This window comes from Paenibacillus sp. 22594, assembly GCF_052044425.1.
GTDB lineage: Bacteria > Bacillota > Bacilli > Paenibacillales > Paenibacillaceae > Paenibacillus_AQ.
Map to the genome: position 1 here is coordinate 247497 of NZ_JBQENA010000002.1, position 24158 is coordinate 271654.

General features: G+C 50.0%; 17 protein-coding genes and 1 pseudogene. All 18 read left to right on the forward strand.

The features are described 5' to 3' along the window. Nucleotides 1-24 precede the first annotated feature (24 nt). Nucleotides 25-2919 carry an extracellular solute-binding protein gene (locus tag ACTJKB_RS07885; protein WP_440833046.1) on the forward strand — a complete coding sequence of 965 codons (2895 nt, stop codon included), beginning with the start codon at nt 25-27 and terminating at the stop codon, nt 2917-2919. An 18-nt stretch (nt 2920-2937) separates the two neighbouring features. Continuing rightward, on the forward strand, nt 2938-3900 hold the full coding sequence (locus ACTJKB_RS07890; protein ID WP_440833047.1) for a carbohydrate ABC transporter permease: 963 nt from the start codon (nt 2938-2940) through the stop codon (nt 3898-3900). Then, nucleotides 3897-4778 (forward strand): carbohydrate ABC transporter permease, encoded by an 882-nt coding sequence (locus ACTJKB_RS07895; RefSeq protein WP_074085530.1) that lies wholly within the window; start codon nt 3897-3899, stop codon nt 4776-4778. Before ACTJKB_RS07890 ends, ACTJKB_RS07895 begins: the two co-directional genes overlap by 4 nt. Nucleotides 4779-4797: 19 nt before the next feature. Further along, a complete protein-coding gene (locus ACTJKB_RS07900; RefSeq protein WP_440833049.1) occupies nt 4798-6258 on the forward strand; it encodes a hypothetical protein in 1461 nt (486 codons plus the stop codon). Further along, nucleotides 6255-6881 carry a YIP1 family protein gene (locus tag ACTJKB_RS07905; protein ID WP_440833050.1) on the forward strand — a complete coding sequence of 209 codons (627 nt, stop codon included), beginning with the start codon at nt 6255-6257 and terminating at the stop codon, nt 6879-6881. The genes ACTJKB_RS07900 and ACTJKB_RS07905 overlap by 4 nt, the downstream gene beginning before the upstream one ends. Nucleotides 6882-6895: 14 nt before the next feature. Next, nucleotides 6896-9451, forward strand: a complete 2556-nt coding sequence (locus tag ACTJKB_RS07910) for a DUF5696 domain-containing protein (RefSeq protein WP_440833051.1) — start codon at nt 6896-6898, stop codon at nt 9449-9451. After that, nucleotides 9448-10353, forward strand: a complete 906-nt coding sequence (locus ACTJKB_RS07915; RefSeq protein WP_440833053.1) for a carbohydrate ABC transporter permease — start codon at nt 9448-9450, stop codon at nt 10351-10353. Before ACTJKB_RS07910 ends, ACTJKB_RS07915 begins: the two co-directional genes overlap by 4 nt. Before the next feature lie 7 nt (nt 10354-10360). Then, nucleotides 10361-11317 (forward strand): carbohydrate ABC transporter permease, encoded by a 957-nt coding sequence (locus tag ACTJKB_RS07920; RefSeq protein WP_440833054.1) that lies wholly within the window; start codon nt 10361-10363, stop codon nt 11315-11317. Nucleotides 11318-11333: 16 nt separating this feature from the next. Next, on the forward strand, nt 11334-12629 hold the full coding sequence (locus ACTJKB_RS07925; protein ID WP_440833055.1) for an endo-1,4-beta-xylanase: 1296 nt from the start codon (nt 11334-11336) through the stop codon (nt 12627-12629). Nucleotides 12630-12786: 157 nt separating this feature from the next. Next, on the forward strand, nt 12787-14469 hold the full coding sequence (locus ACTJKB_RS07930; RefSeq protein ID WP_440833056.1) for an extracellular solute-binding protein: 1683 nt from the start codon (nt 12787-12789) through the stop codon (nt 14467-14469). Between the two features lie 39 nt (nt 14470-14508). Further along, the gene (locus tag ACTJKB_RS07935; protein WP_440833057.1) at nt 14509-16269 is read left to right on the forward strand and encodes a sensor histidine kinase; all 1761 of its coding nucleotides are present in this window, start codon (nt 14509-14511) and stop codon (nt 16267-16269) included. Next, a complete protein-coding gene (locus tag ACTJKB_RS07940) occupies nt 16247-17878 on the forward strand; it encodes a response regulator transcription factor (RefSeq protein WP_440833058.1) in 1632 nt (543 codons plus the stop codon). The genes ACTJKB_RS07935 and ACTJKB_RS07940 overlap by 23 nt, the downstream gene beginning before the upstream one ends. Before the next feature lie 136 nt (nt 17879-18014). Beyond that, the gene (locus ACTJKB_RS07945) at nt 18015-19721 is read left to right on the forward strand and encodes an RICIN domain-containing protein (protein ID WP_440833060.1); all 1707 of its coding nucleotides are present in this window, start codon (nt 18015-18017) and stop codon (nt 19719-19721) included. Between the two features lie 327 nt (nt 19722-20048). Further along, a complete protein-coding gene (locus ACTJKB_RS07950; protein WP_440833062.1) occupies nt 20049-21038 on the forward strand; it encodes a glycoside hydrolase family 43 protein in 990 nt (329 codons plus the stop codon). Between the two features lie 74 nt (nt 21039-21112). Next, nucleotides 21113-21973 (forward strand): annotated as a pseudogene (locus ACTJKB_RS07955) (glycoside hydrolase family 27 protein); the annotation flags it as partial. 78 nt (nt 21974-22051) lie between these two features. After that, nucleotides 22052-22285 (forward strand): hypothetical protein, encoded by a 234-nt coding sequence (locus ACTJKB_RS07960; RefSeq protein ID WP_440833864.1) that lies wholly within the window; start codon nt 22052-22054, stop codon nt 22283-22285. A gap of 50 nt (nt 22286-22335) precedes the next feature. Beyond that, nucleotides 22336-22497: a hypothetical protein gene (locus tag ACTJKB_RS07965; protein WP_218618688.1), complete on the forward strand. Its 162-nt coding sequence runs from the start codon at nt 22336-22338 to the stop codon at nt 22495-22497. A 28-nt stretch (nt 22498-22525) separates the two neighbouring features. Beyond that, entirely contained in the window at nt 22526-24097 is a 1572-nt protein-coding gene (locus tag ACTJKB_RS07970) for a glycoside hydrolase family 43 protein (RefSeq protein ID WP_440833063.1), read from the forward strand. Nucleotides 24098-24158: the final 61 nt, after the last annotated feature.

A 24158-nucleotide genomic window follows, 5' to 3' on the forward strand; every position in this document is an offset into this window, starting at 1 on the left:
CCATCGCTTAAGGGGAGGAGAACGTTGAATATTCGAAATAAGAGCACAGCGATTGTATTAGTTGTTGCACTGCTGGCCGGGGCGTTCTGGATGTTTAATTCCTCGGAGCCCCCCGTTCATTCCGATTCGCCACAGGAAGGTAAGTTTGCCGCGGTCTCGAATGATCTGACCGAAGGCGGCTATGAAGCTTACCTGAAGCAATATGAGAACGCTGAAAGGCCGAATCAGGATATCCGGATCGAGGGAGAAGCTTACTCCCTGACCCAGGGTGGGCCATTTGAAGTCAAAGAGCAGTTTGAAGGGCTAAGCGGTGCCGCAGTCATTACTCCCGAATCAGGAACGATCAGTTGGGATGTGCCGATTGCCGAAACCGGCCTGTACAACATCAGGATTCATTATTACCCGGTAGAAGGGAAAAGCTCATCTATTGAGCGCTCCTTCGCCATTAATCAGAAGCCGCCGTTCAAGGGCGCAGACTCTTTATTGTTCGACCGGGTCTGGGGCAACCGGGAGGCGGAAGTTAAACGGGATGACCGCGGCAACGACCTCCGTCCCAGACAGGTGGAGAAGCCGGTATGGCAATCCTCTGTGTTCGCGGACAGCGAAGGCTTCTATGAGGAGCCGTATTCCTTCTATTTGGAGAAGGGAAACCAGAATCTGTCGTTAACCGCTCTCCGCGAGCCTATGGCGATTGATTATATTGAGCTGTTCCAGGATCAGAAGGTCAAATCCTATTCGGAGGTCAAGCAAGAGTATGAGACCAAGGGGTTGCAGCCAGTAACTGAACCCTTTATCGAGGTTCAAGCGGAAGCGGCGTCCGCCAAATCCTCACCGACCTTATATCCGTTGTCCGATCATTCTAGCCCGACCGTTGTTCCTTACGATGTCTCGAGCATAAGGATCAATACGATTGGAGGCGTGAACTGGAAGCTGCCCGGTCAATGGATTGAATGGCAGATCGCTGCACCTGAAGACGGGCTGTACCGGATTGTACTCAAGGAGAAGCAGGATCAGCTTCGGGGCGTCTACGCCAACCGTAGTCTGACGATTGACGGTGAGTATCCGTTCACGGAAATGAAGCAGATCCGCTTCAATTACAGCCCCAGTTGGAAAATGAACGTGCTCGGCGGGGATGAGCCTTATTTGTTTCATCTCACCAAAGGGATGCACACGCTAAGGTTGACGGTCACATTAGGCGATATTGCGCCTCTGGTCCGTACCATCCAGTCCAGTGTGCTGACCCTGAATGAAATGTACCGTGATATTCTGGCGATTACCTCCAACAATCCTGACAAGTTCCGCGATTATCAGTTAGAGAAACGGATTCCGGATATGACCAAGGTGTTCCGGGAACAGGCAGATATCATTCGAAGTGTTGGTAATTACCTGGAGACTGCCACAGGGGAACGCAGCGACAAGGTGTCGATTCTATACTCCATGGTGACCCAGCTAGAGGATATGGTGAAGAATCCGGGCACGGTCGCCAAACGGCTGCTCTCGTTCAAAACCAATGTCGGTGGACTCGGAACATGGATACTTACCGTGCAGGAACAGCCGCTGACCCTGGATTCCCTAATCGTCTCGGCGCCCGGCAAACAGCTTCCCCGTGCGCAGGCCACCTTCTTCCAGAAGCTAAAGCATGAACTGGGTGCATATACCGCATCGTATACCGCGGATTATGACAGCATCGGGAATGTGGCGAAGAAGCAGAAGTCTATCACAGTCTGGATTTCGACCGGCCGGGATCAGGCGCAAGTGATGAAGAGCATGATTGACGATACGTTCACACCGGATACGAACATCTCTGTTTCGCTAAGACTGGTACCTCCCAATATTCTGCTGCCCGCGACGCTGGCGGGTGAAGGACCGGACGTTGCGATGCAGATCGGGGAGGATCTTCCCGTCAACTATGCGATGAGAAAAGCAGCGGCGGATCTATCCCGGTTTACCGATTTCAAAGAGGTGGCTTCCAGATTCCGCGACAGCGCTCTGACACCATACAAGTACAACGGAAGCGTCTATGGGCTTCCCGAGCAGCAGATATTCCCTATGCTGTTCTACCGGAAGGATATTCTGCAGGAGCTTGGTCTGGAGCCGCCCAAAACCTGGCAGGATGTATACAATGTGGTGTCCGTCCTGCAAAGGCATAATCTGGAGTTTTATCTTCCGCTTGAAGATACCCTGAACAATGCCACGCTGGTGCCGAATGCGGCCTTCACCATGCTGCTCTATCAGAATGGGGGGCAGTTGTATACGGACGACCAGAAGAAAAGTGCATTGGACTCAGAGATCTCCATGGGGGAATTCAACAAATGGACCCAGTTCTATACCAATTACAAGTTCCCGGTCAAGGCGGACTTTCCGAACCGCTTCCGCACAGGGGAAATGCCGATTGGGATTGCCGATTACACGATCTATAACAGCCTTACCGTTATGGCTCCAGAAATCCGCAATCTATGGGAATTCACCCTCGTTCCAGGTACTCCTCAGGCAGACGGTACGGTTGACCACAGCGTGGCCAGCCATACGACCGGTGTAATGCTGCTGGAGAACGCCAAGGACAAGGATTCGTCCTGGGAGTTCATGAAATGGTGGACAGACAAGGACACACAAGTCCAGTACGGACGTGAAATGGAAGGTCTGATGGGTGCGGCGGCCCGCTACCCGACCGCCAATATCGCGGCACTTGAGGAATTGCCATGGCCGGTGAAGGATTATATGAATCTGGAGAGCCAGTGGCAATGGGTGAAAGGCAACCCTCAGGTTCCCGGCGGCTATTTCACAGGCAGACATCTGGACAATGCGTTCCGCAAGGTTGTGAACGGGAACGTGAATCCGCGCGAAGCTTTATCGGATTATCTGATCAACATTAACGATGAAATTCAGATCAAGCGGAAGGAATTTAAACTCCCGTATTAGTTTGGAGGCTGTAAGCCGATGGTACAAATACAAAATGCCACTGAACCAGCCTTACATGGGCTGGCCAGTCCCGTCAAGAAGTCCCGCTTGGCGCTTTTATGGAAAGAAATGAAGAAGAGCAAGCATTATTATCTCATGATGAGTCCTTATATGATTATCTTTTTCTTGTTCACAGTCATTCCTGTGGTCGTTTCCCTGGGGTTAAGCTTCTTCTACTTCAATATGCTGGAAACGCCCCGCTTCGTAGGCTGGGAGAATTATTCAAGGCTGTTTCTGGGCGATGATGTCTTTATGATTGCGCTCAAGAATACCTTTCTGTTCGCCGTCATCACAGGCCCGTTAAGCTATATCGCCTGCTTCTTGTTTGCTTGGCTGATTAATGAATTGTCGCCCTTTGTCCGAGCGCTTATGACCCTGGTATTCTATGCGCCTTCCATTTCGGGCAATGTGTTCTTTATCTGGCTGATCGTATTCTCGGGAGACAGCTACGGTTATCTTAACGGTTTCCTGATGAAAATCGGCGTGCTGCTTGAACCGGTTCAATGGCTGCAGAATGAGAAATATGTTCTTGCTATTGTGATTATCGTTCAGCTCTGGCTCAGCCTGGGCACAAGCTTTCTGGCCTTTATCGCCGGGCTGCAGACCGTTGACCCATCACTGTTCGAGGCAGCAGCGATGGACGGGATCAAGAACCGCTGGCAGGAGTTATGGTTCGTCACGCTGCCATCCATGCGGCCGCAACTGATGTTCGGTGCCGTCATGCAGATCACTGCGTCCTTCGCGGTGGCTGATGTATCTATAGCGCTTGCGGGGTTCCCGAGCGTCAACTACGCGGCGCATACGGTCGTAACCCATCTGATGGATTACGGGACGCTCCGCTTTGAGATGGGCTATGCCTCTGCAATTGCGACCATACTCTTCGGCATCATGCTTGGAACCAATATGCTGACCCAGAAACTGCTGAGAAAGGTGGGTGAATGACCCTGTATGCGAGAGTTATAGGGGCTTTTCGCCCTCAAAAAAGACTGAACCGATCTTTTATTGTCAGCTTTATGCTATTTGGGCTGCTGCTGATGTTCGGCTCGTTCATGGTCCTTCCTTTGGTCTATGCCGTAAACAATGCATTCAAACCGCTTGACGAGCTGTTTATCTTCCCGCCGCGTTTTCTGGTGAGAAACCCGACAATGGAGAATTTCACGGATCTTGTATTAATTATGGGGAATTCATGGGTGCCTTTCTCCAGATATGTGGCGAATACATTGCTGATTACGCTGGTGGGGACCGCAGGGCATATCCTGCTCGCGTCTGCCGCGGCCTACCCCTTGGCCAAGTTCAGATTTCCAGGCTCCGGTATGCTGTTCAAGATTGTGGTGCTGTCACTGATGTTCTCGCCGCATGTTACCGCCATTCCCAACTATCTGGTGATGTCCCAGCTGGGGTGGATCAATACACAAGCGGCGATCATCGTTCCTTCACTGGCTTTCTCCCTGGGATTGTTTCTGATGAAGCAGTTTATGGAGCAGATTCCGGATGCACTGATCGAAGCTGCCAAAATTGACGGGGCGAATGAATACCGGGTGTTCTGGCAAATCGTGATGCCCAATGTCAAACCGGCGTGGCTGACGCTTATGATCTTGCAATTTCCGGCGCTGTGGGGCACGGATGGAGGCAATTTCATCTACAGTGAGAACCTGAAGACCCTTCATTATGCGTTAAGCCAGATTATTCAGGGAGGAATCGCGCGTGCCGGGGTAGGAGCGGCGGTGGCTCTGCTGCTGATGACTGTGCCGATTCTGTTGTTCATTATTTCACAGAGCAGTGTCATCCAGACGATGGCCACTTCCGGTATGAAGGAGTAGAAAGGAGGAACGGTAACCAATGGTCGCAAGCATGAAGAAACTAAAAGCCGGTCTGCTGGCCTTGTGCTGCCTGGTCAGCCTGGGGTTTGGAGGAGAACTTGTCCAGGCGGAGAGCGCGGCCCCTTCCTACAATTATTCATACTGGGGGGATAATGTGGCGGCTCCGTCCGCCTATGAGGCAACCACGCTGATCACGGGCACAAGCTCCGGTGCGGGCGAATTCAAGAATCCACAGGATATTCAGGTTACGTCCGACAAGCAGATTTACTTGCTGGATACAGGTAATAACCGGTTTGTTGTACTGGATCAGAACTATAAATCCGTCAGAACCGTAGACTCATTCCTGCTCAAAGGGAAGGCAGAGCATTTCAACAATCCGCAGGGGATTTTTGTGACAGACCAAAGGGAGATTTATGTCGCGGATACGGGGAATAAACGTATCGTTCATTTTGACAACCGGTTCAATGCAGTGGGTGTCATCGAATCGCCGAAATCCGAATTACTGCAGGCGAACTTTGATTTTCAGCCTGTTCGCGTAGCCGTAGATAAGGCTAACCGAATCTATGTCATGTCTGCCGGTGTTTTCGACGGATTTATGGAGTTCGGTGCGGACGGAGCTTTTAAATCGTTCATGGGCGCGAACCGGGTACACGTGGATCCCGTGGATTACTTCTGGAAATCCATATCGACCCAGGCGCAGCGCGAGCAGATGGTCATGTACACGCCAACCGAATTTACCAATCTGGATATTAATGATGAAGGCTTCCTGTATGCAACCAATGGTGACGAATACGGTGACCCGATCAAGAAGCTGAACGCGCAAGGCGCGGATATCCTGAGAAGAGAGGGCTACTACAAGCCCAGCGGCGATATCATGTATTCGACGCTCTCGGGCGGTGCTCCCCGTCTCGTGGATATTGATGTGGGCGACAGCGAGATTTATTCAGTGCTTGACGCCAAACGGGGCAGGGTCTTTACGTACAACGGCGATGGATACCTGATGTATATTTTCGGCGGGCTCGGCAACCGTCTGGGTGAATTCAATACCCCTACTGCCATAGAGCATAACGGCGATGACATCCTTGTGCTGGACCAGACGCTTGGGGAAATCACGGTATTTCAGACCACCGATTACGGGAGGACGCTGAACGATGCCGTTAGAAGCTATTACAGAGGTGATGAAGAACAGGCCTACCAGCTCTTCAGCAAGGTTGTGAACATGAACGCGAATATGGAGTATGCCTATGCCGGCATAGGCAAGGCTCATCTCCGGAAAGGTGAATACAAGGAGGCGGTTCAGTACTTCAAGCGAAGTATGGACCGGACCAACTATTCAAAAGCGTTCCTGCTCTACCGTAAAGAAGTGCTTCGCGAACATTTCTCCACCATAATGACCGTTGTCATCGCTCTGGTGATTATATGGCAGACCTGGAGAATGTACCGGAAAATGAAGGCAAGAAAGAAGGTTGTGCTCCATTGAACAGAGAAGCGTTGCAAACTCCGCTGTATGTCATTGTTCATCCGTTCAACGGATACTGGGATCTCAAATATGAATACAGCCAAAAAAAGAGCCTGATCCTGTCCTTCGGCATTTTGTTTATGCTTATTTTGACCAATATACTGGGCAGCCAATACAGCGGATTTCTGGTGAATCTGAATAATCCCAAGTATCTGAACAGCCTGCTGGAAACGGCCTATGTGCTGGTTCCCGTGCTCTTCTGGTGTGTGGCGAATTGGTCGCTGACCACACTGATGGACGGGGAGGGGAAGTTCGTGGAAATTTTTATCACCACCTGCTTTTCCCTGATTCCAATCGTGCTTATCAACTTTCCGTGGATTTGGATCAGCAATATCATTACTGCGCAGGAAAGCTCTTTTTATTATTTTTTCAAGAACTTTGCTGTGCTATGGTCGGGACTGCTGCTGTATGTGGGGATTATGACAGTCCACCAGTTTTCTCCGTCCAAGACGATCGGAACGATTCTTTTGACGGTAGTGGCCATGGCCTTTATGGCCTTCCTGGCCTTGCTTTTTTTCAGTCTGATTCAGCAGATTGTTGAATTTATCTCAACCATATACCAAGAAATTGTCTTGAGAGGATAGGAGGAGGACCGGGAATGAGGAAGCCGTTAATCATGCTGCTCACAATTCTCTTCAGCATGAGTGTGCTGGCAGGTTGTACACCGTCCGGTTCAAACAGCCAGGCGAGCGGGCGTGAACCGAATCTTGAAGTGTCCTTTGATAAAGGGGACAGTCTGAAATCCGCCTTTGACGATACACATGTGGACGGCATGAAAGGTGTTCTGGAGAATGAGCACCTCCGGCTGTTTATGGATGAAGCCACGGGCGGCATAGCCGTCAAGAACCAGTCGGACGGAACGGTCTGGTACAGCAATCCCCTCGAACGGGAAGCAGATGCACTGGCAAGCGGAGACAATAAAGATCTGTTGTCCGCGCAGATCAAGCTGGATTTTTACAACTATCTGGGACAGGTCAGCTCTGTTAATTCGTATACGGACAGCGTTGCCAATAAGCAAATGAAAATGGAACAGACGCCAGAGGGCGTCAAGGTCTTCTATCAGTTCGGAACCACCGCCAAAACGGCCGAAGATCTGCCGATGAAGGTGAGCAAGGAACGGTTCGAAGAGAAGATTATGAGCAAGATGGATAAAACCGGGCTGCGTACCATGAAAATCGCCTACACTCTCGATGAGGAGAAAGGTGTGTATACGCGCAACGATGAAGCGCTGAAGGGGCTTCAACTGGAGCGGACACTGAAGGGCTTTGAAAAAGCGGGGTATACGGAGGAGGATTTGCAGCAGGATATTGCCGAGAACCACTTGAGCCAAACCAAGCCGGTGCCCCGTATCTTCCAGCTATCGATTGAATATTCGCTCGACGGGGATCAACTGGTAGTGAAGGTTCCGACGGCAGATATCCGCTATCCCGCGGATTATCCGATCAATGATATCTCGGTCCTAAGCTTCTTCGGAGCGGGAGGGCACAATGAACAAGGTTCACTGTTTGTGCCGGATGGCTCCGGGGCGCTGATTCATTTCAACAACGGTAAAACCAAATATCCAGCCTACAAGCAGGCCGTTTACGGCAAGGACGGAGCGACGGAAACAACGGACGCTTACGCGCAGCAGCAGGAAATCAAGCTGCCGGTGTTCGGCCTGATCCGGAAGGAAGGCGCTTTGCTGGGCATTATTGAACAAGGAGCGCCGTTTGCCACCATTAACGCTGATACCAGCGGCAGAGTGAACAGCTATAACTATGTGTATCCGAGCTTCACGCTAATTGCCAAGGGTGATATCACCCTGACGGCGTCGGACCAGAACCGCACATTGCCGAGATTTCAGCAGGAAGTGCCCAAGACGGATTATGTAATCCGTTATGCGTTCTTGAGCGGAACAGATGCGTCCTATCAGGGTATGGCACGTTATTACCAGAATTATCTGACAGACCATGGCGGATTGCCCGAAGCGCAAAAGGCGGAAGCTCTGGTGAACACGCCCTTTTATCTTGAGATGGTGGGCGGAATCACCAAGACGAAGCATGTGTTCGGTATCCCTTATCGGTCGCTGGAGCCGCTGACCACATTTGAGGATGCCCAAACAGTCCTGGAGCAGATGAAACAGCGTGGCATTGGAAATATCATGCTTAAATATGCTGGCTGGTTCAATCGGGGACTGGATCATAAGGTGCCCGATCAGCTGTCTGTAGACAAGGCGCTCGGCGGCAGCAAAGGCCTGAACCGCCTGGTGGCATTCGCCAAGGAACAAGGGGTTCAGCTATTCCCTGACGTTGCACTCCTGAAGGCTAACCAGACATCAGGCTTCAAAATTAACCAGAAAGCCTCCAGAATGCTCAGTGAAATCCCGGCAGCCGTATATCCTTATAATATGGCGCTGAACAGGCGCGACCGTACCCGTACCCCTTCCTACATTATTTCACCAGAAAGGGTCGGCGGTTATGTGGATGCCACGCTGAAGGGAATGAAACCGTTTCATACGGGCGGAATCGCGCTGAGGGACCTGGCTGATGAATTGAACAGTGATTTCCGCAAAAATCATGAAGTCGACCGGGCGGAGTCCGAGCAGATATCCATTCAATCCCTGGACCGGATATCCAAGCAGTCCTTGCGCATACTGGCTGACGGAGGAAATGCCTATGCGCTTCCTTACCTGTCTGACATCACGGATGCACCGATGTCCAGCAGCCGGTTCAAGCTGGAGGATGAGGAAATTCCGTTCTATCCAATGGTCGTCCGGGGTTATGTGAACTACACGGGCAAGCCTTACAATCTGTCTACGTATACCAACTCGAAGCAATATATCCTGAAAAGTCTGGAATATGGCTCGGGCGTCTATTATGAATGGATTTATGAGCCTAACCACAAGGTGAAGGATACGGAATTCGATGACCTGTATGCGGTCAACTATGAACAATGGATTAACCAGGCCGCCGAGATGTATCTGGAAGTGAACGGGGTTTTGAAGAACGTTCAGAATCAGCGGCTGACCGGACACGAGAAGCTGGCAGACGGCGTTTATAAAAGCACTTACGAAAACGGCGTATATGTCGTTGTCAACTATAATCGTACTGCAGTGCTTGCCGAAGGCCGGACAATTGAAGCCGAAAGCTATATTACAGGTGGTGAGCAATTTTGAAATCCATACTGAGACTGAACCGCAGAACCTACAATGAGCAAAAGGCGCTATTAGGCTTTTTCTATGTGCTGCCCTGGCTGCTCGGATTTATCTTCTTCTTCCTGATTCCGCTTCTATCATCCCTGCGCTACAGTCTAAGTTCGGTACAGGCCAATTCCGACGGCTTGAAGATTCATTTCAGCGGCTTTCAAAATTATGTGGAAGCTTTGACGGTAAATACCGAATTCAACCGCTCCCTGGCGGATGCCATTCTGAACATGGTCATCAATGTGCCTCTCATTGTGATTTTCAGTCTGTTTCTGGCAGTGCTGCTGAATCAGAAGTTTATAGGAAGATCACTGGCCAGATCCATTTTCTTTCTGCCGGTTATCCTGGCTTCCGGCGTGATTCTGAACCTGGAGAGCACCAGCCTGATTCAAGCCGTCAACGAACAGAATGCTGGGGCCGGAGCCATTCACGGAATGGGTACCTTTCAGTTGGAAAGCCTGATGCTGGACGCGGGACTGAGCGAATGGATTGTCGATTATTTGAGCAGCGCCGTGAGTCGCATTTACGACATTGTGAGCCAGTCCGGCGTGCAAATCCTGATTTTTCTGGCTGGTATCCAGACCATCTCACCGCAGCTGTATGAAGCCTCCAAGATGGAGGGGGCGACCGGGTATGAGGCTTTTTGGAAAATAACCTTCCCCATGGTCAGCCCGCTCATCCTGGTAAATGTCATCTACACCATTGTTGATTCCTTTTCGAATAACAAAATGACCGATCTGATCCGGGAAACCGGCTTTACCCAGTTCAATTTCGGTCTTAGCTCCGCGATGGCGTGGATGTATTTTGTTGCCGTGACGCTGATCCTGGTCATCAGCAGCTTCCTGATTTCCAGAAAAGTCTTCTATTATGATTAAAAGGGGGATGGGCCTATTGTTTGCAACCCGGTTGCTGTCGCTGGAACGTTGGAAGAAATGGATCTGGTCCTTAGTGCGGCTGATCCTCCTTGCGGGCTTGTCGTTCGTTATCCTCTATCCGATTCTCCAGAAGATTTCTACTGCCGTCAAAGATAAAGGCGATCTGTATTCGCCGATCGTCATCTGGCTTCCCGAGCATTATACGCTCGACAACTTTATCAAAGCGATCGATATCATGGATTACTGGCAAGCGTTGCTCAATACGTTTACCCTTTCGACGCTGACTACGCTGCTGACGGCCATTTCCTGCGCACTCGCGGGGTACGGGTTCGCCCGGCTCAAGTTCAAGGGAAGTTCGCTTCTGTTCGCTGGGGTTATTCTTACGATTCTCGTACCGCCTATCACGATTCTGATACCGGTCTACCTGAATTTGAAAGATTTCAGCCTGCTTGGTCTGGTTCCGCTTCTGACCGGCAAAACTGTCAATCTGCTTAACACATACTGGCCGTTTATCTTAACATCAGGCACTGCCAACTCGTTGAAGGCGGGGCTGTACATCTTTATCTTCAGACAATTTTTCAGGGGAATCCCGAAGGAGGTCGAGGAAGCGGCTTATATCGACGGAGCAGGCGTGGGCAAAACCTTCTACAGAATAATGCTGCCCAATGCCATACCTTCCATTGTCACGGTACTGCTCTTTTCGTTTGTATGGCAGTGGAACGACAGCTTTTTCACGACAACTTATCTGACTTCAAGCAAGGTGATGGCTACTGAGCTTGGCTCACTGCCTTATAATCTGGCGAGTATGCTGGAGGACGGCGCCAATTCCAAGGCCGATCCATTCTACTTGAGCATGGTCCAGGATACAGGGATACTGCTTGCGATTCTGCCGCTGATTATTATTTACCTGTTCGTGCAGCGCTACTTCGTTGAAAGTATTGAGCGCACCGGCATTGTCGGTTAAAAGGAGGACAAAAGCGATGAAAAGTAACCGTAGGCGCGGGTTTCTGGCCATGTTCGCCTTAATTCTTGTACTTGCCGCAGCGTTCCTGTTGCCTTCCGGCCGGCCCGGCCCGGAGGAAGGCAACCCCCCGGCTTCTCTTTTGCCGGGGCCGCCGGGAGATCAAGCATTCTCTCCAACCCCGGAGCCGGACACGCCGCCGGAAGCTGTATCGGAGCAGCCTTCCGGTGAAGCGAAGCAGACGGTTGGAGCCGTATCCGCAGAAGATTCGTCTGAACCCCCGGTTCAGGCGGATCTTCTGTCGCTGTCCGCAGTCTATGCTGATTACTTCCGCATGGGAGCCGCAATTGAACCAGAACAGACGGAAGGACGGACAGCGGAGCTGCTGAAGCAGCAGGTCAATTGGATTGTTGCTGAAAATGCAATGAAGCCGGATGCGATTGAGCCTGCGGAAGGCAACTTCACCTGGGAGCGGGCCGACAGGATTGTTGCCTTCGCCAAGGCGAACGGCATGGGGCTGCGTTTCCATACCTTGGTCTGGCACAGTCAGACGCCGGAGTGGTTCTTCAGGGATGCAGCAGGCCAAGCCATGGCCGACGAGACCGACGCGAAGAAACGCGAAGCGAACAAGAAGCTGCTCCTTCAGCGCCTCGACACCTATATCAGCACCGTTGTCGGACGTTACAAGCATGACATTTCCTCCTGGGATGTTGTGAATGAAGTGATTGAGCCGGGAGACCCGGAAGGAATGCGGGCCAGCAATTGGTATAAGATTACCGGTACCGGTTTTATTGAGACGGCTTTCCGGGCTGCCCGCAAAGCCGGGGGACCGGACATCAAGTTATACATCAATGATTACGGAACAGACGATCCGGTTAAACGGGACAGATTGTACGATCTGGTGAAGGGAATGCTGGAGAAGGGCGTACCGATCGACGGGGTCGGGCACCAGACCCATATTAATCTGGAGTACCCTTCCACTCAGAGCATTATAGAATCCATGCAAAAGTTCCACGCATTAGGGCTCGATAATCAGATTACTGAGCTGGATATGAGTCTGTATGTCTATAATGACCTCAGCGATGTAGGCGCGGATGTTCCCGGGGATATCCTGCAGAAGCAGGCGGAGCGGTACGGAGAATTATTCGACGCGCTGAGAACCCACAAGGAGCTTCTAAGCGGGGTCATGTTCTGGGGGATCTCTGACGACCATACCTGGTTGAGCACGTTTCCCGTCGTGCGCACTGAAGCTCCGCTGCTGTTCGATAAGCAGCTTCAGGCCAAACCGGCATTCCAGGCGGTCACAGGGTTCTAGATAGGCTTCAAACCGGCCATGTGAAAAAGTGGTAAAGAATAGGTAAGCTAATCAAGAAATGCACCTTACATTTCCCTTCGATTTGCTTGGATAATATAATATTCCGGTAGATATATATTCTTGCAAAGTGAGGGTGCAACTGGTGCCAAAAATAATCATGAACCGAATCAATTGGACTATCGCAGCATGTATCGCCGTTCAACTGTTGACCGCTTGCAAGGGAAGCGGCAACCTTCCTTCCGAATATCCAGTCTCAGACGGAATAGAGGAGAAATCGTCTTTGTACCGGGAGCCTGGATTAAGCAAATACGAGCAGCCCATTCAGCTTTCTTTTGTGCGTGAAAATAATGATGCGCTTGAAGAAATGCTGAGGGAATTGCCCGGGGAGACGCTGGAGGATAACCGCTGGACGCATCTTTACGAAGATGTGCTGGGTATCCGGATTAAGTATGACTGGACCGCCTGGAGCTCCATCTATTCCCGAAAGCTCGGCGCTTCCCTGGCCTCCGGCGATATCCCGGATATTGTCCGGGTGAACGCTTCACAGCTGAGAGTGCTCAGCAACGCGGGATTGATTCAGAATCTTACCCAGGTCTACAACGATTATGCAACTCCGCTGACCCAAAAAGTACTGAGTCAGGAGGGAAGTGGCCCATTCGACACCGCAACTATTAACGGCAATCTGATGGCGATACCGGAGACCACTTCGTCTATTGAAGGGGCTATGTTTATATGGATCCGCACGGACTGGCTGGACCTTCTAGGGCTTAAGCCGCCGCAAACGATGGACGATGTTTTGGCAATTTCGAAAGCGTTTACAGAAAGAGATCCTGACAGAAACGGTCGGAGGGACACGTATGGCCTCGCTTTAACCAAATATTTGTGGGACCCCGTGATGGGGCTTACCGGGTTTATGGCCGGATATAACGCCTATCCCGGTATTTGGATCAAGGACAAGAGCGGAAAGCTTGTCTATGGAGGAATCCAGCCGGAGGTGAAGACCGCCTTACAGGTACTCCAGGAAATGTACCGTACGGGACAGCTGGACAGAGAGTTTGGTTTCAAGGACGGTGTGAAGGCCAGTAAACAGATTGAGAATGAACAAATCGGCATGCTGTACGGAGAGCAATGGAGTTCGTTTCTGGTTCAAACCAGCCGTGAACACAATTGGCAGGCGGAGTGGAAAGCTTTTCCGCTTGTTTCCGAGTCTGGAGCAGCTCCCAAGGTTCCGCTTCCGTTCAGCACCAACCAATTTCTGGCTGTCCGAAAGGGGTATGAGCATCCCGAAGCGCTCGTCAAGCTGTTCAACCTGCATCTCGAAAAAAACTGGGGAGTGACCGGCGATTATGAGACGTACTATAATACCCCTCAGGCGGTATGGAAGCTCTCGCCCGTGACTCCTTATCCGGTCTTGAAGAATCTGGAGGCCTTCCGCCAGCTTAAAGAATTCCGGCTCACCGGGGATGCAGCCGTCCTTAAGGATGAAGCGAAGACGATTCAGAAGAGAATAGCTGCTTATGAAGCCGGCGGTAAGGAAAGTGAGACGGGCTGGGGATGGGAATTGACTTATGGAGCTTCGGGGGCATTCTCCATCCTTGACCAGTATGAGAAAAATAATCAGCTTCTGTACGAGAGCTTCGTCGGAGCCCCTACGGAAACGATGATCGAGAAGCAAAATATTTTAAACAATCTCCAGATCAATGCCTTTCTGGATATCATTCAGGGAAGACCGATCAGTAAGTTCGATGAATTCGCCGCACAGTGGAACAAGCTTGGCGGTGAACAAATAACGGCTGAGGTCAATCAGTGGTATGCGGAGAAAGGCGGGGCTGGAAAATGAACAGGAACCCGAACCCGGAAGGCAACGGAGGCGGATGGCTTGCTTAAATTCCCTGCCGAGTCCATGCGCCATACTATTTTTATCCGGATGGTTGTTACTTATCTCGTTATTATTCTTCCGATTCTGCTGCTGGGTCTCTATCTGTACAATTGGAGCTATAAAAATGCAAGCCAGGATTTATCAAGAGCCACTATGTCGCAATTAACCTATTATTTGGAGGATCTGAACCGCGAGATTGAATGGATGGAAATCCAGCAATATGATCTTGCCCAGGACACCGAGCTGAACAAGATTGCTGTGACATGGGAGTTCATGGACGATGCCCAAAAAAGAGTGAGCCTGAATTACATTAATGGGCGGATCACTTCCCTAAAGAACAGCAGTGCTTACATCAGCGATGTATATGTGCATATTCGTACGATTCATAAAACGATTTCCGCTATGAACGCCATCGAAGATTTGGACAGCATGAAATTTAATTTCTTCCAGTCCGTTGATCTGAAAAAAGAAGGCCGGATCATCAACTGGAACAACTTTTTGGAGCTCAGCGTTGCAGAGTCCAGCGGTAAAATGGGGGAGCCTCCACTCTTTATCGTTCAGATTGAACTCGATAACGAGAAGCTGAAGGATTCCTTGAGGCAGATCAACGCCTACGCTGATAGCGGATCGCTGCTTGTTTCGATGCAGTCGGGTTATGCGCTCGGGACTGGAAGCAACGCTCAGGAGATGATTCAGAGCTATTACCAAGCTATGCATGAAGGGGACCTTAAGAAAACCCGGGTACTGGACGGTACGAGGTACCATGTTGACAGCTTCTCCTCCGACAAGCTGGGAATGACCGTAGCCACCTACTTGCCGGAAACGGCTGTCAAACGGCCGTTAACCAAATTTGTACTCTGGGCATGGCTGTTCGCCGCAGCGTCTTTTCTTGCTGTTCTTATTTATTCTTATGCTACTTACAAGCTCGTACAAAAGCCATTGCTTGTGCTGGTAAGAAGCTTCAAGAAGATGGAAAGCGGTTCGCTGGATATTCAGATTGTCCATGCGCGCAAAGATGAATTTGGATATTTGTATCTTCGTTTTAATCAAATGCTCAGCAGGCTCAGAATGCTTATTGATCAGGATTACACACAGAAGCTCATGATGCAGCGGGCAGAGCTTAAGCAGCTTCAGTCACAAATCAATCCCCATTTTTTATACAACAGCTTTTTTATCCTGAACTCACTGGCCAAGCAAGGGGATATTTCGCGGATTGAGGTGTTCTCCAATATGCTGGGCGAATATTTCAGATTTATCACCCGAAACGGAGAAGATAATGTCCGGCTGGCAGAGGAGACCCGTCATTCACAAATGTATACGGAGATCCAGAAAATGAGATTCTCCAGGCGCATTCATGTTCAATTTGACGAACTCCCCAAAGAATTGGAGCACATCCGGGTCCCTCGTCTTATTCTTCAGCCCATTATCGAGAATGCCTATGAGCATTGCCTGGAGAAGCAGGCGGATGAGGGAGAGCTTCGTGTTTCTTTTGAGAAGGAGGAAGCGGAAGTCAGAATTATTGTAGAGGACAACGGCAGCGGGATCACCGATGACGGAATCGAAATGTTGAGAAAACGGCTGGATCAAAAAAATGAATCGTATGAGATCACCGGTATGATAAATATTCACCGACGCATCCAATTGATCTACGGGGAAGGCAGCGGCTTGTTTGTGGATAGAAGCGGGCTGAATGGCCTCAGAGTCGTGATTAGAATCAGGCTGACAGGAGGCGAAGAGCTTGTACAGACTTTTGATCGTTGACGATGAAGAAATAATAACAGACGGCTTATACGAAGTGTTTAACCGGCTCCTTCCTGACAAACTGGATGTATATAAAGTATATTCAGCGAAATCGGCACTGGAATGGATTTCACGCACACGAATAGATATTGTGCTTACGGATATCCGAATGCCAGGGATGAGCGGACTCGAAATGTCCGAGCAAATCCGCAAATATTGGCCGCGCTCCAAGATCATTTTTCTGACCGGTTACAGCGAGTTCGATTATGCCTACAGTGCCTTACAAATTCCTAATGCCCGTTACTTATTGAAGACAGAAGGCTTCGACAAGATCATCGAGACGGTTCAGGAGGTGCTGCTGGAGATCGAACAAGGCAACAAGCTGAATGAGCTTCTGGAGAAGTCGCAGGAACAACGTCATGCGATGGAAGTTATTGCGCAGGGCAACTATCTTCATCACCTGCTCCAGGACAGCCATACCTTATGTCCAGATACACAAGTGCTGGAGTCTGAATTCCGCAAGCTCAAAATCAGTCTGGATGCGGAATCCCCGGTTATGCTGATTCTCGGACGTCTGACGTATCCCGGGGGTACCTCTTATTTGGATCGAAGCGAGATTGTAACCTCTTCCAGAGTCATCTGGAATTCATTTCTGGCGGAGATGGCACGGCATACCGGGATAGTCGACAGGCATGGGGATATTTTATGGCTGCTTCAACCCTTCCATAATGCGGAAGCCGCATTCAATGGCCATTTCTCACGGTATCTGGAAGGGACACTGGAGCTTATCCAGGATTCCTGCCGGGAGACGCTGGGGTTGACCATCGCTTTTGCCGTCAGTGGCTCGGCCTGTGAATGGAAGGAAATCAGCCGGCAATACGAAAGGCTCCACCGGCTTCAGCAAGTGAAAATTGGAGATGGCATCTCCATGGTGCTGATTGATCGAACGGGCCAGCTGGAGCCTGATGGGGCGAAAGAGGCTGGTGTTCGGCTCAATCAGCGGGTGGAGAATCTGGCAGCACATCTTGATGCCGGGAGGCAGGAACGATTCCTGGAGACGTTGGTTGAAATCAAGGAAGGCATTCATAGGGCCGTTTCTGTGGAAGCGGCTACGGAGATGTATTATACGGTCGCCCTTGTACTTCTATCCTATATGAACCGTTGGAATATCCACGGGCTTATCAATGATTATGGAAAGCTGATGCGGCTTGACGAGCATTTGTCCTTGAAAGAAGGCATTAACTATCTGGAGAAGCTTGCCGCCGGTATCTTCCGGCTCAGGAGTTCTAGTGAAAAGGAACGGTCTTCGGAGGTGATTGAACGGATATGCGATTATATTCACAGCAATTTGAGCGAGGACTTGTCACTGGTGCGGCTGGCAGAGCTACATTATTTTAACCCTACGTATCTGTCCCGGTTTTTCAAGCAGGAACAGGGCATTAACTTATCCGAGTATATCGATAACTGCAGGTCTGCTAAAGCGAAGGAACTGTTAGGCAATGACACGCTGAAAATACGCGATGTAGCGATGTGTGTAGGCTATGAGGCCCCTCATTCCTTTACCCGTTTTTTCAAGAAGACAACGGGCATGACCCCTCAGGAATACCGGGAGTCTCTGATTAACATATAAATCTATAATGTGACAGTCTAACAGCTATAGTTACACAGGTTGTTAACCCATTTCCAGAGAGAGTACAATTTACTTGTATACGTTTACAATAATTACAATATAGTGCTACTCTACAAAATTAAGGAGATGGGTATCTATGAAAAAGAGGAAAATGATTGGGTCAATCAAGCTGCTGCTAATGCTGGCGCTAATTCTGTCGCCGATGCTGTCTGGCGGCAACACCGCAAAAGCATGGGAGGGCATGCCTGTGTCCAAGCTCCATGTGAGCGGTAATCAACTGGTGAACAGCAGCGGACAGCCGGTTTTGCTCAGCGGCTGGCATCAGCCCAGCGGTGCTTACTGGACGTATCAGAACAGCAACTATTATTTGGACCGCAATGGAGGAAACCGGCACGCGGCAACCCTTGCGTATTTGAAGGACATCACGGACACCTTTACCAGCACCTCGGCCAAATACGGCAACAGCCACGGCTGGTACATGAATCAGGTTCGCCTGTTTATCGACCGCGAGGACATGGGCGATGTGGCGGCGGGTACGTATAATTTTGCCGGTCTGCAGTCGGTTACCCAGGACGTTATCATTCCTTATATCAATTACGCCAAGACGAAAGGTCTGTATGTCACACTTGGTCTCGACTTCACGCTTAAGGACAACAAGGCGACCACTCAGGGCAATCTGGACAAATTCAATCAAATCTGGGGTTATCTTGCTTCCCAGCCTGCCATAAAAAGCGCGGACAATGTGATGTTCGAGCTCATTAATGAACCGGTTCTGAGCGATGTGAACGGCGAATGGGGAGGAAATCCCTCCCAGCCTAATTTTCCGGCCTTTTGGAACTCCCTAAAAAACTTCCAGAACTCCCTGATCTCCACTATTCGGAGCAAAGGAGCGGATAACGTGATTTGGGCCTCGGGCCTTGGATGGGATCAGCATTATCAGTTGACTGCATCCGATCCGCTTACGGACCCACTGAACAATTATGGTTACGCTGTGCACTGGTATCCGGGTTACGGCGCCTATGACAATTACACACCGCTGCAGGAGATTTGGGACACTAGTATCAAGCCTTGTGCCGATAAATACCCGATTAATATCACAGAGACGACCTGGTTCAAGAAACAGCCGGGGGATTCTTCCTATTGGGATCTGTTCAACGGAACGAATGCGGGATTTGGCAAGAATACAAAAGCCATATTTACCGCAGCGGGAAATGTCAGCATTGCCGTCCATATGAACGGATTCCTGCTGGAGCCTGGAACAAGAAGCTCCTTCGCGGACCCGACAGCCGGGCTGCTCTATGATGGAAATACCGCCCGGGACGGAATGGCCCGGTTTATATTCGAATGGTACTATGAGCGGGCACAGTTTAATCCCTGGAACGGGATCTGGAATGGAGTGACTAGCGGGGCGACATACAAAATGGTCAACCGGGCATCGGGCAAAGTGATTGATGTCCCCGGCGGACAGAATACCAATGCGCTTCAGCTCCAGCAATGGACGGACAGCAATGTGCCAGCACAGAAATGGGTTGCCACGGATCTGGGCACATCCTACAATTATTACCGTCTGCGCAGCGTCAGCTCTTCCGACAACAAGGTGATGGATGTTCGCAACGGATCGAAGAATAACGGGGAAGCCATTCAGCTTATGCAGAATTTAGGCAATACCGCCCAGCAGTTCAGATTGATCAAACTAAGCAATGGCTATTGGAGCATCCTCAACATGAACAGCAACAAGGCTGTTGAGGTCACGGGAGCCTCCAGTGCTGACGGTGCGAAGCTGCAGCAGAACCTGTACCGCGGCGATTTAAATCAGCAATGGCAGTTAGTTAAAATGAATTAGCCGCAATCGGCCAGGAACGCCTGCAGTGGGATGAGGTTATATGGCACGAGGGAAGATCGTATGGCGTTCATGTAATTATGCGCCATACGATCTTTTGTATTGTCCGATACCAGGTTGATTTCTGCAATCTGCCGGTAGGCCTGCAATAAACGTATAAGATTTATAGGGAGAATTCTTTACTTTTGGTATGGGTGACGGCTGGAAGAGTACAGTACAATATGTATTGTAAGCGGTTGCTGAATAGGCTTCTATTATTCCTGCTGTCTTAATTTCAGTACGAAGAGATGTTCTTTCAAGCCAATATACTCAAGAAGAGGGGATTTATACATGAATCAGTTGCCCAAACCTAACGAGCCACTCGTAACCCACATCTACACAGCGGACCCGTCCGCACACGTATTTGAAGGCAAAATTTATATTTATCCTTCCCATGACCTGGATCATAATGGACCGGACAATGACAACGGTGACCAGTATGCAATGGAAGACTATCATGTCCTATCCATAGATAATTTCGAATCCCCTGTGACAGATCACGGGCAAGTGCTGCATCTGAGCGAGATTCCCTGGGCTTCGCAACAACTATGGGCGCCTGATGCCGCGTATAAGAACAATACTTATTATTTATTTTTCCCGGCCCGCGACCGGGAGGGGGTGTTCCGCCTGGGTGTGGCGACGGCTTCATCTCCGGCAGGTCCGTTCTCGCCGCAGCCGGACTATATTCCCGGCAGCTTCAGTATCGACCCTGCTGTTTTTGTGGATGAAGACGACCGGGCGTATATTTACTTTGGCGGCCTCTGGGGAGGCCAGCTTGAACAATGGCAGACCGGCACGTTCCGGCCGGGTGCGGAAGGGCCTGCCCTTGACCAGCCTGCATTAGGGCCGCGTGTGGCACTGTTAAGCGAAGATATGCTGTCTTTACAGGAGGCGCCGCAAGAGATTTCCATTGTGGATGAAGAAGGAAATCCGATTCTTGCCGGTGATGAGGACCGGAGATATTTTGAAGGGCCATGGGTTCATAAATATAATGGCCACTACTATTTGTCTTATTCGACAGGCACGAAGCATACCTTGGTCTATGCGGTCAGCAAGCATCCGGCGGGTCCTTTTACCTTCAAGGGTGAGATTCTGTCACCGGTTATCGGCTGGACTACGCACCACTCCATCGTTCAGTTTGAAGAGAAGTGGTATCTGTTCTACCATGACAGTTCCCTGTCTGAGGGTGTCAATCATAAGCGCTGCGTCAAATATACGGAGCTGCACTATAATCCGGACGGCACCATTCAGAAGATTAATCCGTACCCTTCTGGGGAATAGGGACCTGCAATCCACAACAGCTATGCTGTCCAGTAAAGGACGGTGTAGCTGGTGTAGCTGGATTACACGAAAGGATGAATACTTTGATGAACAAACAACAACTCGGCTTGACACCGCCCATGGGATGGAATTCATGGAACACCTTTACATGGGACATTAATGAGCAGCTTATCCGGGAAGCCGCCGATACACTAGTTGCAGAGGGGTATAAGGATGCGGGATATGAGTACATTGTTATCGATGATTGCTGGAGCCTGAAAGAAAGGGACAAGGATGGCAAGCTGGTTGCCGATCCGATCAAATTCCCGAATGGAATGAAGGCGCTTGCAGATTACATTCATGCCAAGGGATTAAAGTTTGGGATGTACTCTTGTGTAGGAACACATACATGCGCAGGATATCCGGGGAGCTTTGAACATGAATTTCAGGATGCGGAATTACTGGCAGAATGGGGCGTGGATTTTTTAAAGTATGATTACTGCTTCAAGCCCAGACATATATCGGGGGAACTGCTGTACAAACGAATGAGCCTGGCCCTCAAAAACTGCGGAAGAGACATCCTGTTCTCGGCATGCAATTGGGGTGAGGACAATGTATATCATTGGATTCGTGAATCAGGCGCTCATATGTACCGGTCCACAGGGGATATTCAGGATAGCTAGGATTCCATCAAGAGTTTAGCTTTGTCACAGCTTGATAAGGCCTGCTACACAGGAGCCTATTGTCATAATGATATGGATATGCTGGTTGTCGGCATGTATGGAGGCAGCAACAGCGACTTTATCGGAAGTCAAATCGGCGGTTGTAGTGATGTGGAGTACAAGACCCATTTTTCGTTATGGAGCATGATGGGGTCTCCGCTGATGATTGGCAGTGACATCCGGAAAACCAGCCAGGCCACCAGAGATATTCTGATGAACGGGGATTTGATTGCCATTAATCAGGATGTGGAAGGCCGTGGTGCTTATCGCATCAAGCCGGAACCGCAATGGTTCCATGCGGATGATGTATTTATGCTGGTGAAAGTGTTAACTGACGGAGATGTAGCGATAGGTTTCTTCAATTTAAGTGATGGTCAAAGGGAAATGTCGTTGCAGTTCTGGGATATCGGACTCCCCTATGCTTCCGGAAAATCGCTGTCGCTGTATGACTGCTGGGAGCATAAAGAAATCGGCGTATTCAGAGAAAGATATGCTCCTGTAGTTCCGGCTCATGATTGTCTGATTGTGCGGGCGAAATTGGTGTAAAGGATCACATGAACATGAATAGGACATGCAGAACATGCGGAGTTCCCTTAATGACGGATGATGTGGCGATTTACCTGAAGCTTGTTACGCGTAACGCCCAAGACTTCCTGTGTATAGACTGTCTCGGCGAGCAACTGAAATGCGGGCGCAGTCCCATTGAGAAATTGATCAAATATTTCCGGGAATCCGGGAATTGTGTGCTGTTTCGATAAGCTGGACTATGACTGGAGGAGTAAAAGAATGACAACTGCGATTGAACACAATTCCGTTACTTATAATAATCCGATTATGCCGGGTTTTTATCCGGACCCGTCAGTATGCCGGGTGGGGGAAGACTATTATTTGGTGACATCGACATTTGCTTATTTTCCTGGGGTGCCGATTTTCCATAGCCGTGATCTTGTCCATTGGAAGCAGATTGGCAACGTGCTTAACCGCCCTTCACAATTGAACTTACAGGGAGCGAGGCACTCAGGGGGAATTTTTGCCCCAACCCTACGCTACCATGAGGGCATGTTCTATATGATTACGACCAATGTAACCTATGGCGGGAATTTCGTTGTTACAGCAACCGATCCTGCCGGGCCATGGTCGGAGCCCTATTTTATTCAAGGTGCGGTAGGAATTGATCCTACGATTTTCTTTGATGATGACGGAAGAACCTATTATTTGGGCACAAGGCCTAACTCAACTGGAGTACGTTATGACGGCAACTGGGAAGTATGGATTCAGGAACTGAACTTGGAGACCATGGAGCTTGCCGGGGAGAGCTATGTCCTGTGGAGAGGTGCCATGACAGATGTGATCTGGCCGGAAGGGCCGCATCTGTACAAGAAAGATGACTTCTATTATTTAATGATTGCCGAGGGGGGAACAGGGCCGAATCACGCGGTGACCGTCGCACGCAGCCAAAAGCTGACAGAAGGCTATACCGGGAATCCGAACAACCCGATCATTACACATCGTCATCTGGGCAAACATTATCCGGTTATCAATGTGGGGCATGCCGATTTAGTTCAGGCTGAAGACGGTCAATGGTATATGGTGATGCTCGCCTCACGTCCTTATGGAGGCAGCTATAGTAATTTGGGGCGGGAGACGTTTCTTGCTTCAGTGATCTGGGAGGATGGATGGCCAGTAGTTAATGAGGGCCGGGGAATTCTGCAGGAGCAGGGGGTCATAGGATTGACGCCGGTTCCGGTGGAGCCGCAATTACGCTGCGACCATTTTGACAGTGACAACCTGGCACTCCAATGGATGTTCTTAAGAAATCCGCAGGCGGATTTATATTCATTGACAGAACGTAAAGGATATTTGCGGCTAAAGCTAAAACCTCAAACGTTTAAGGATCAGGACAATCTCAGCTTTGTCTGTTTGCGGCAACAGCATTTTGATTATACGGCTGCAGCAGTGATGGAGTTTGAGGCGCGGAGCATCCATGAATCGGCAGGTTTGGCTGTCATTCAAAATGACCTGTATCATATCCGCTTTGAGCGCGTGTTGCATGATGACAGACAAGCCTTACGAGTTGTGACCTGCATCAATGGCCTGGAGACGAATGTTGCACAGGCAGAGGTAGATGCTCAGCGTTTGTATTTAAAGATGGCTGCAAGAGGCCAGGAGCTGAGCTTCTATTACAGCACGGATGGAGAACAATATCATTTGGTTACAGAACATGTGGATACGAGGAGTTTGAGTACTGAGGTGGCAGGCGGATTTGTGGGCTGCTGCATAGGAATGTATTGTACGAGTAACGGTACGGCCTCTGACAATGCGGCAGATTTTGATTGTTTTGAATATAGCTCCTATTAAAGCTTATAATTGATGTGGCCGCAGCCGGGCGGAGGAAATCGGAATGACATGCGGCAGGTTT

What these genes read in the sequence shown, in the direction of transcription:
- ACTJKB_RS07890 (WP_440833047.1), top strand. Translation starts at nt 2,938, where the DNA reads ATGGTACAAATACAAAATGCCACTGAACCAGCCTTACATGGGCTGGCC.
- ACTJKB_RS07930 (WP_440833056.1), top strand. Translation starts at nt 12,787, where the DNA reads ATGAACCGAATCAATTGGACTATCGCAGCATGTATCGCCGTTCAACTG.
- ACTJKB_RS07965 (WP_218618688.1), top strand. Translation starts at nt 22,336, where the DNA reads ATGACGGATGATGTGGCGATTTACCTGAAGCTTGTTACGCGTAACGCC.
- ACTJKB_RS07950 (WP_440833062.1), top strand. Translation starts at nt 20,049, where the DNA reads ATGAATCAGTTGCCCAAACCTAACGAGCCACTCGTAACCCACATCTAC.
- ACTJKB_RS07945 (WP_440833060.1), top strand. Translation starts at nt 18,015, where the DNA reads ATGAAAAAGAGGAAAATGATTGGGTCAATCAAGCTGCTGCTAATGCTG.
- ACTJKB_RS07920 (WP_440833054.1), top strand. Translation starts at nt 10,361, where the DNA reads ATGGGCCTATTGTTTGCAACCCGGTTGCTGTCGCTGGAACGTTGGAAG.
- ACTJKB_RS07970 (WP_440833063.1), top strand. Translation starts at nt 22,526, where the DNA reads ATGACAACTGCGATTGAACACAATTCCGTTACTTATAATAATCCGATT.
- ACTJKB_RS07895 (WP_074085530.1), top strand. Translation starts at nt 3,897, where the DNA reads ATGACCCTGTATGCGAGAGTTATAGGGGCTTTTCGCCCTCAAAAAAGA.
- ACTJKB_RS07910 (WP_440833051.1), top strand. Translation starts at nt 6,896, where the DNA reads ATGAGGAAGCCGTTAATCATGCTGCTCACAATTCTCTTCAGCATGAGT.
- ACTJKB_RS07925 (WP_440833055.1), top strand. Translation starts at nt 11,334, where the DNA reads ATGAAAAGTAACCGTAGGCGCGGGTTTCTGGCCATGTTCGCCTTAATT.
- ACTJKB_RS07960 (WP_440833864.1), top strand. Translation starts at nt 22,052, where the DNA reads ATGCTGGTGAAAGTGTTAACTGACGGAGATGTAGCGATAGGTTTCTTC.
- ACTJKB_RS07900 (WP_440833049.1), top strand. Translation starts at nt 4,798, where the DNA reads ATGGTCGCAAGCATGAAGAAACTAAAAGCCGGTCTGCTGGCCTTGTGC.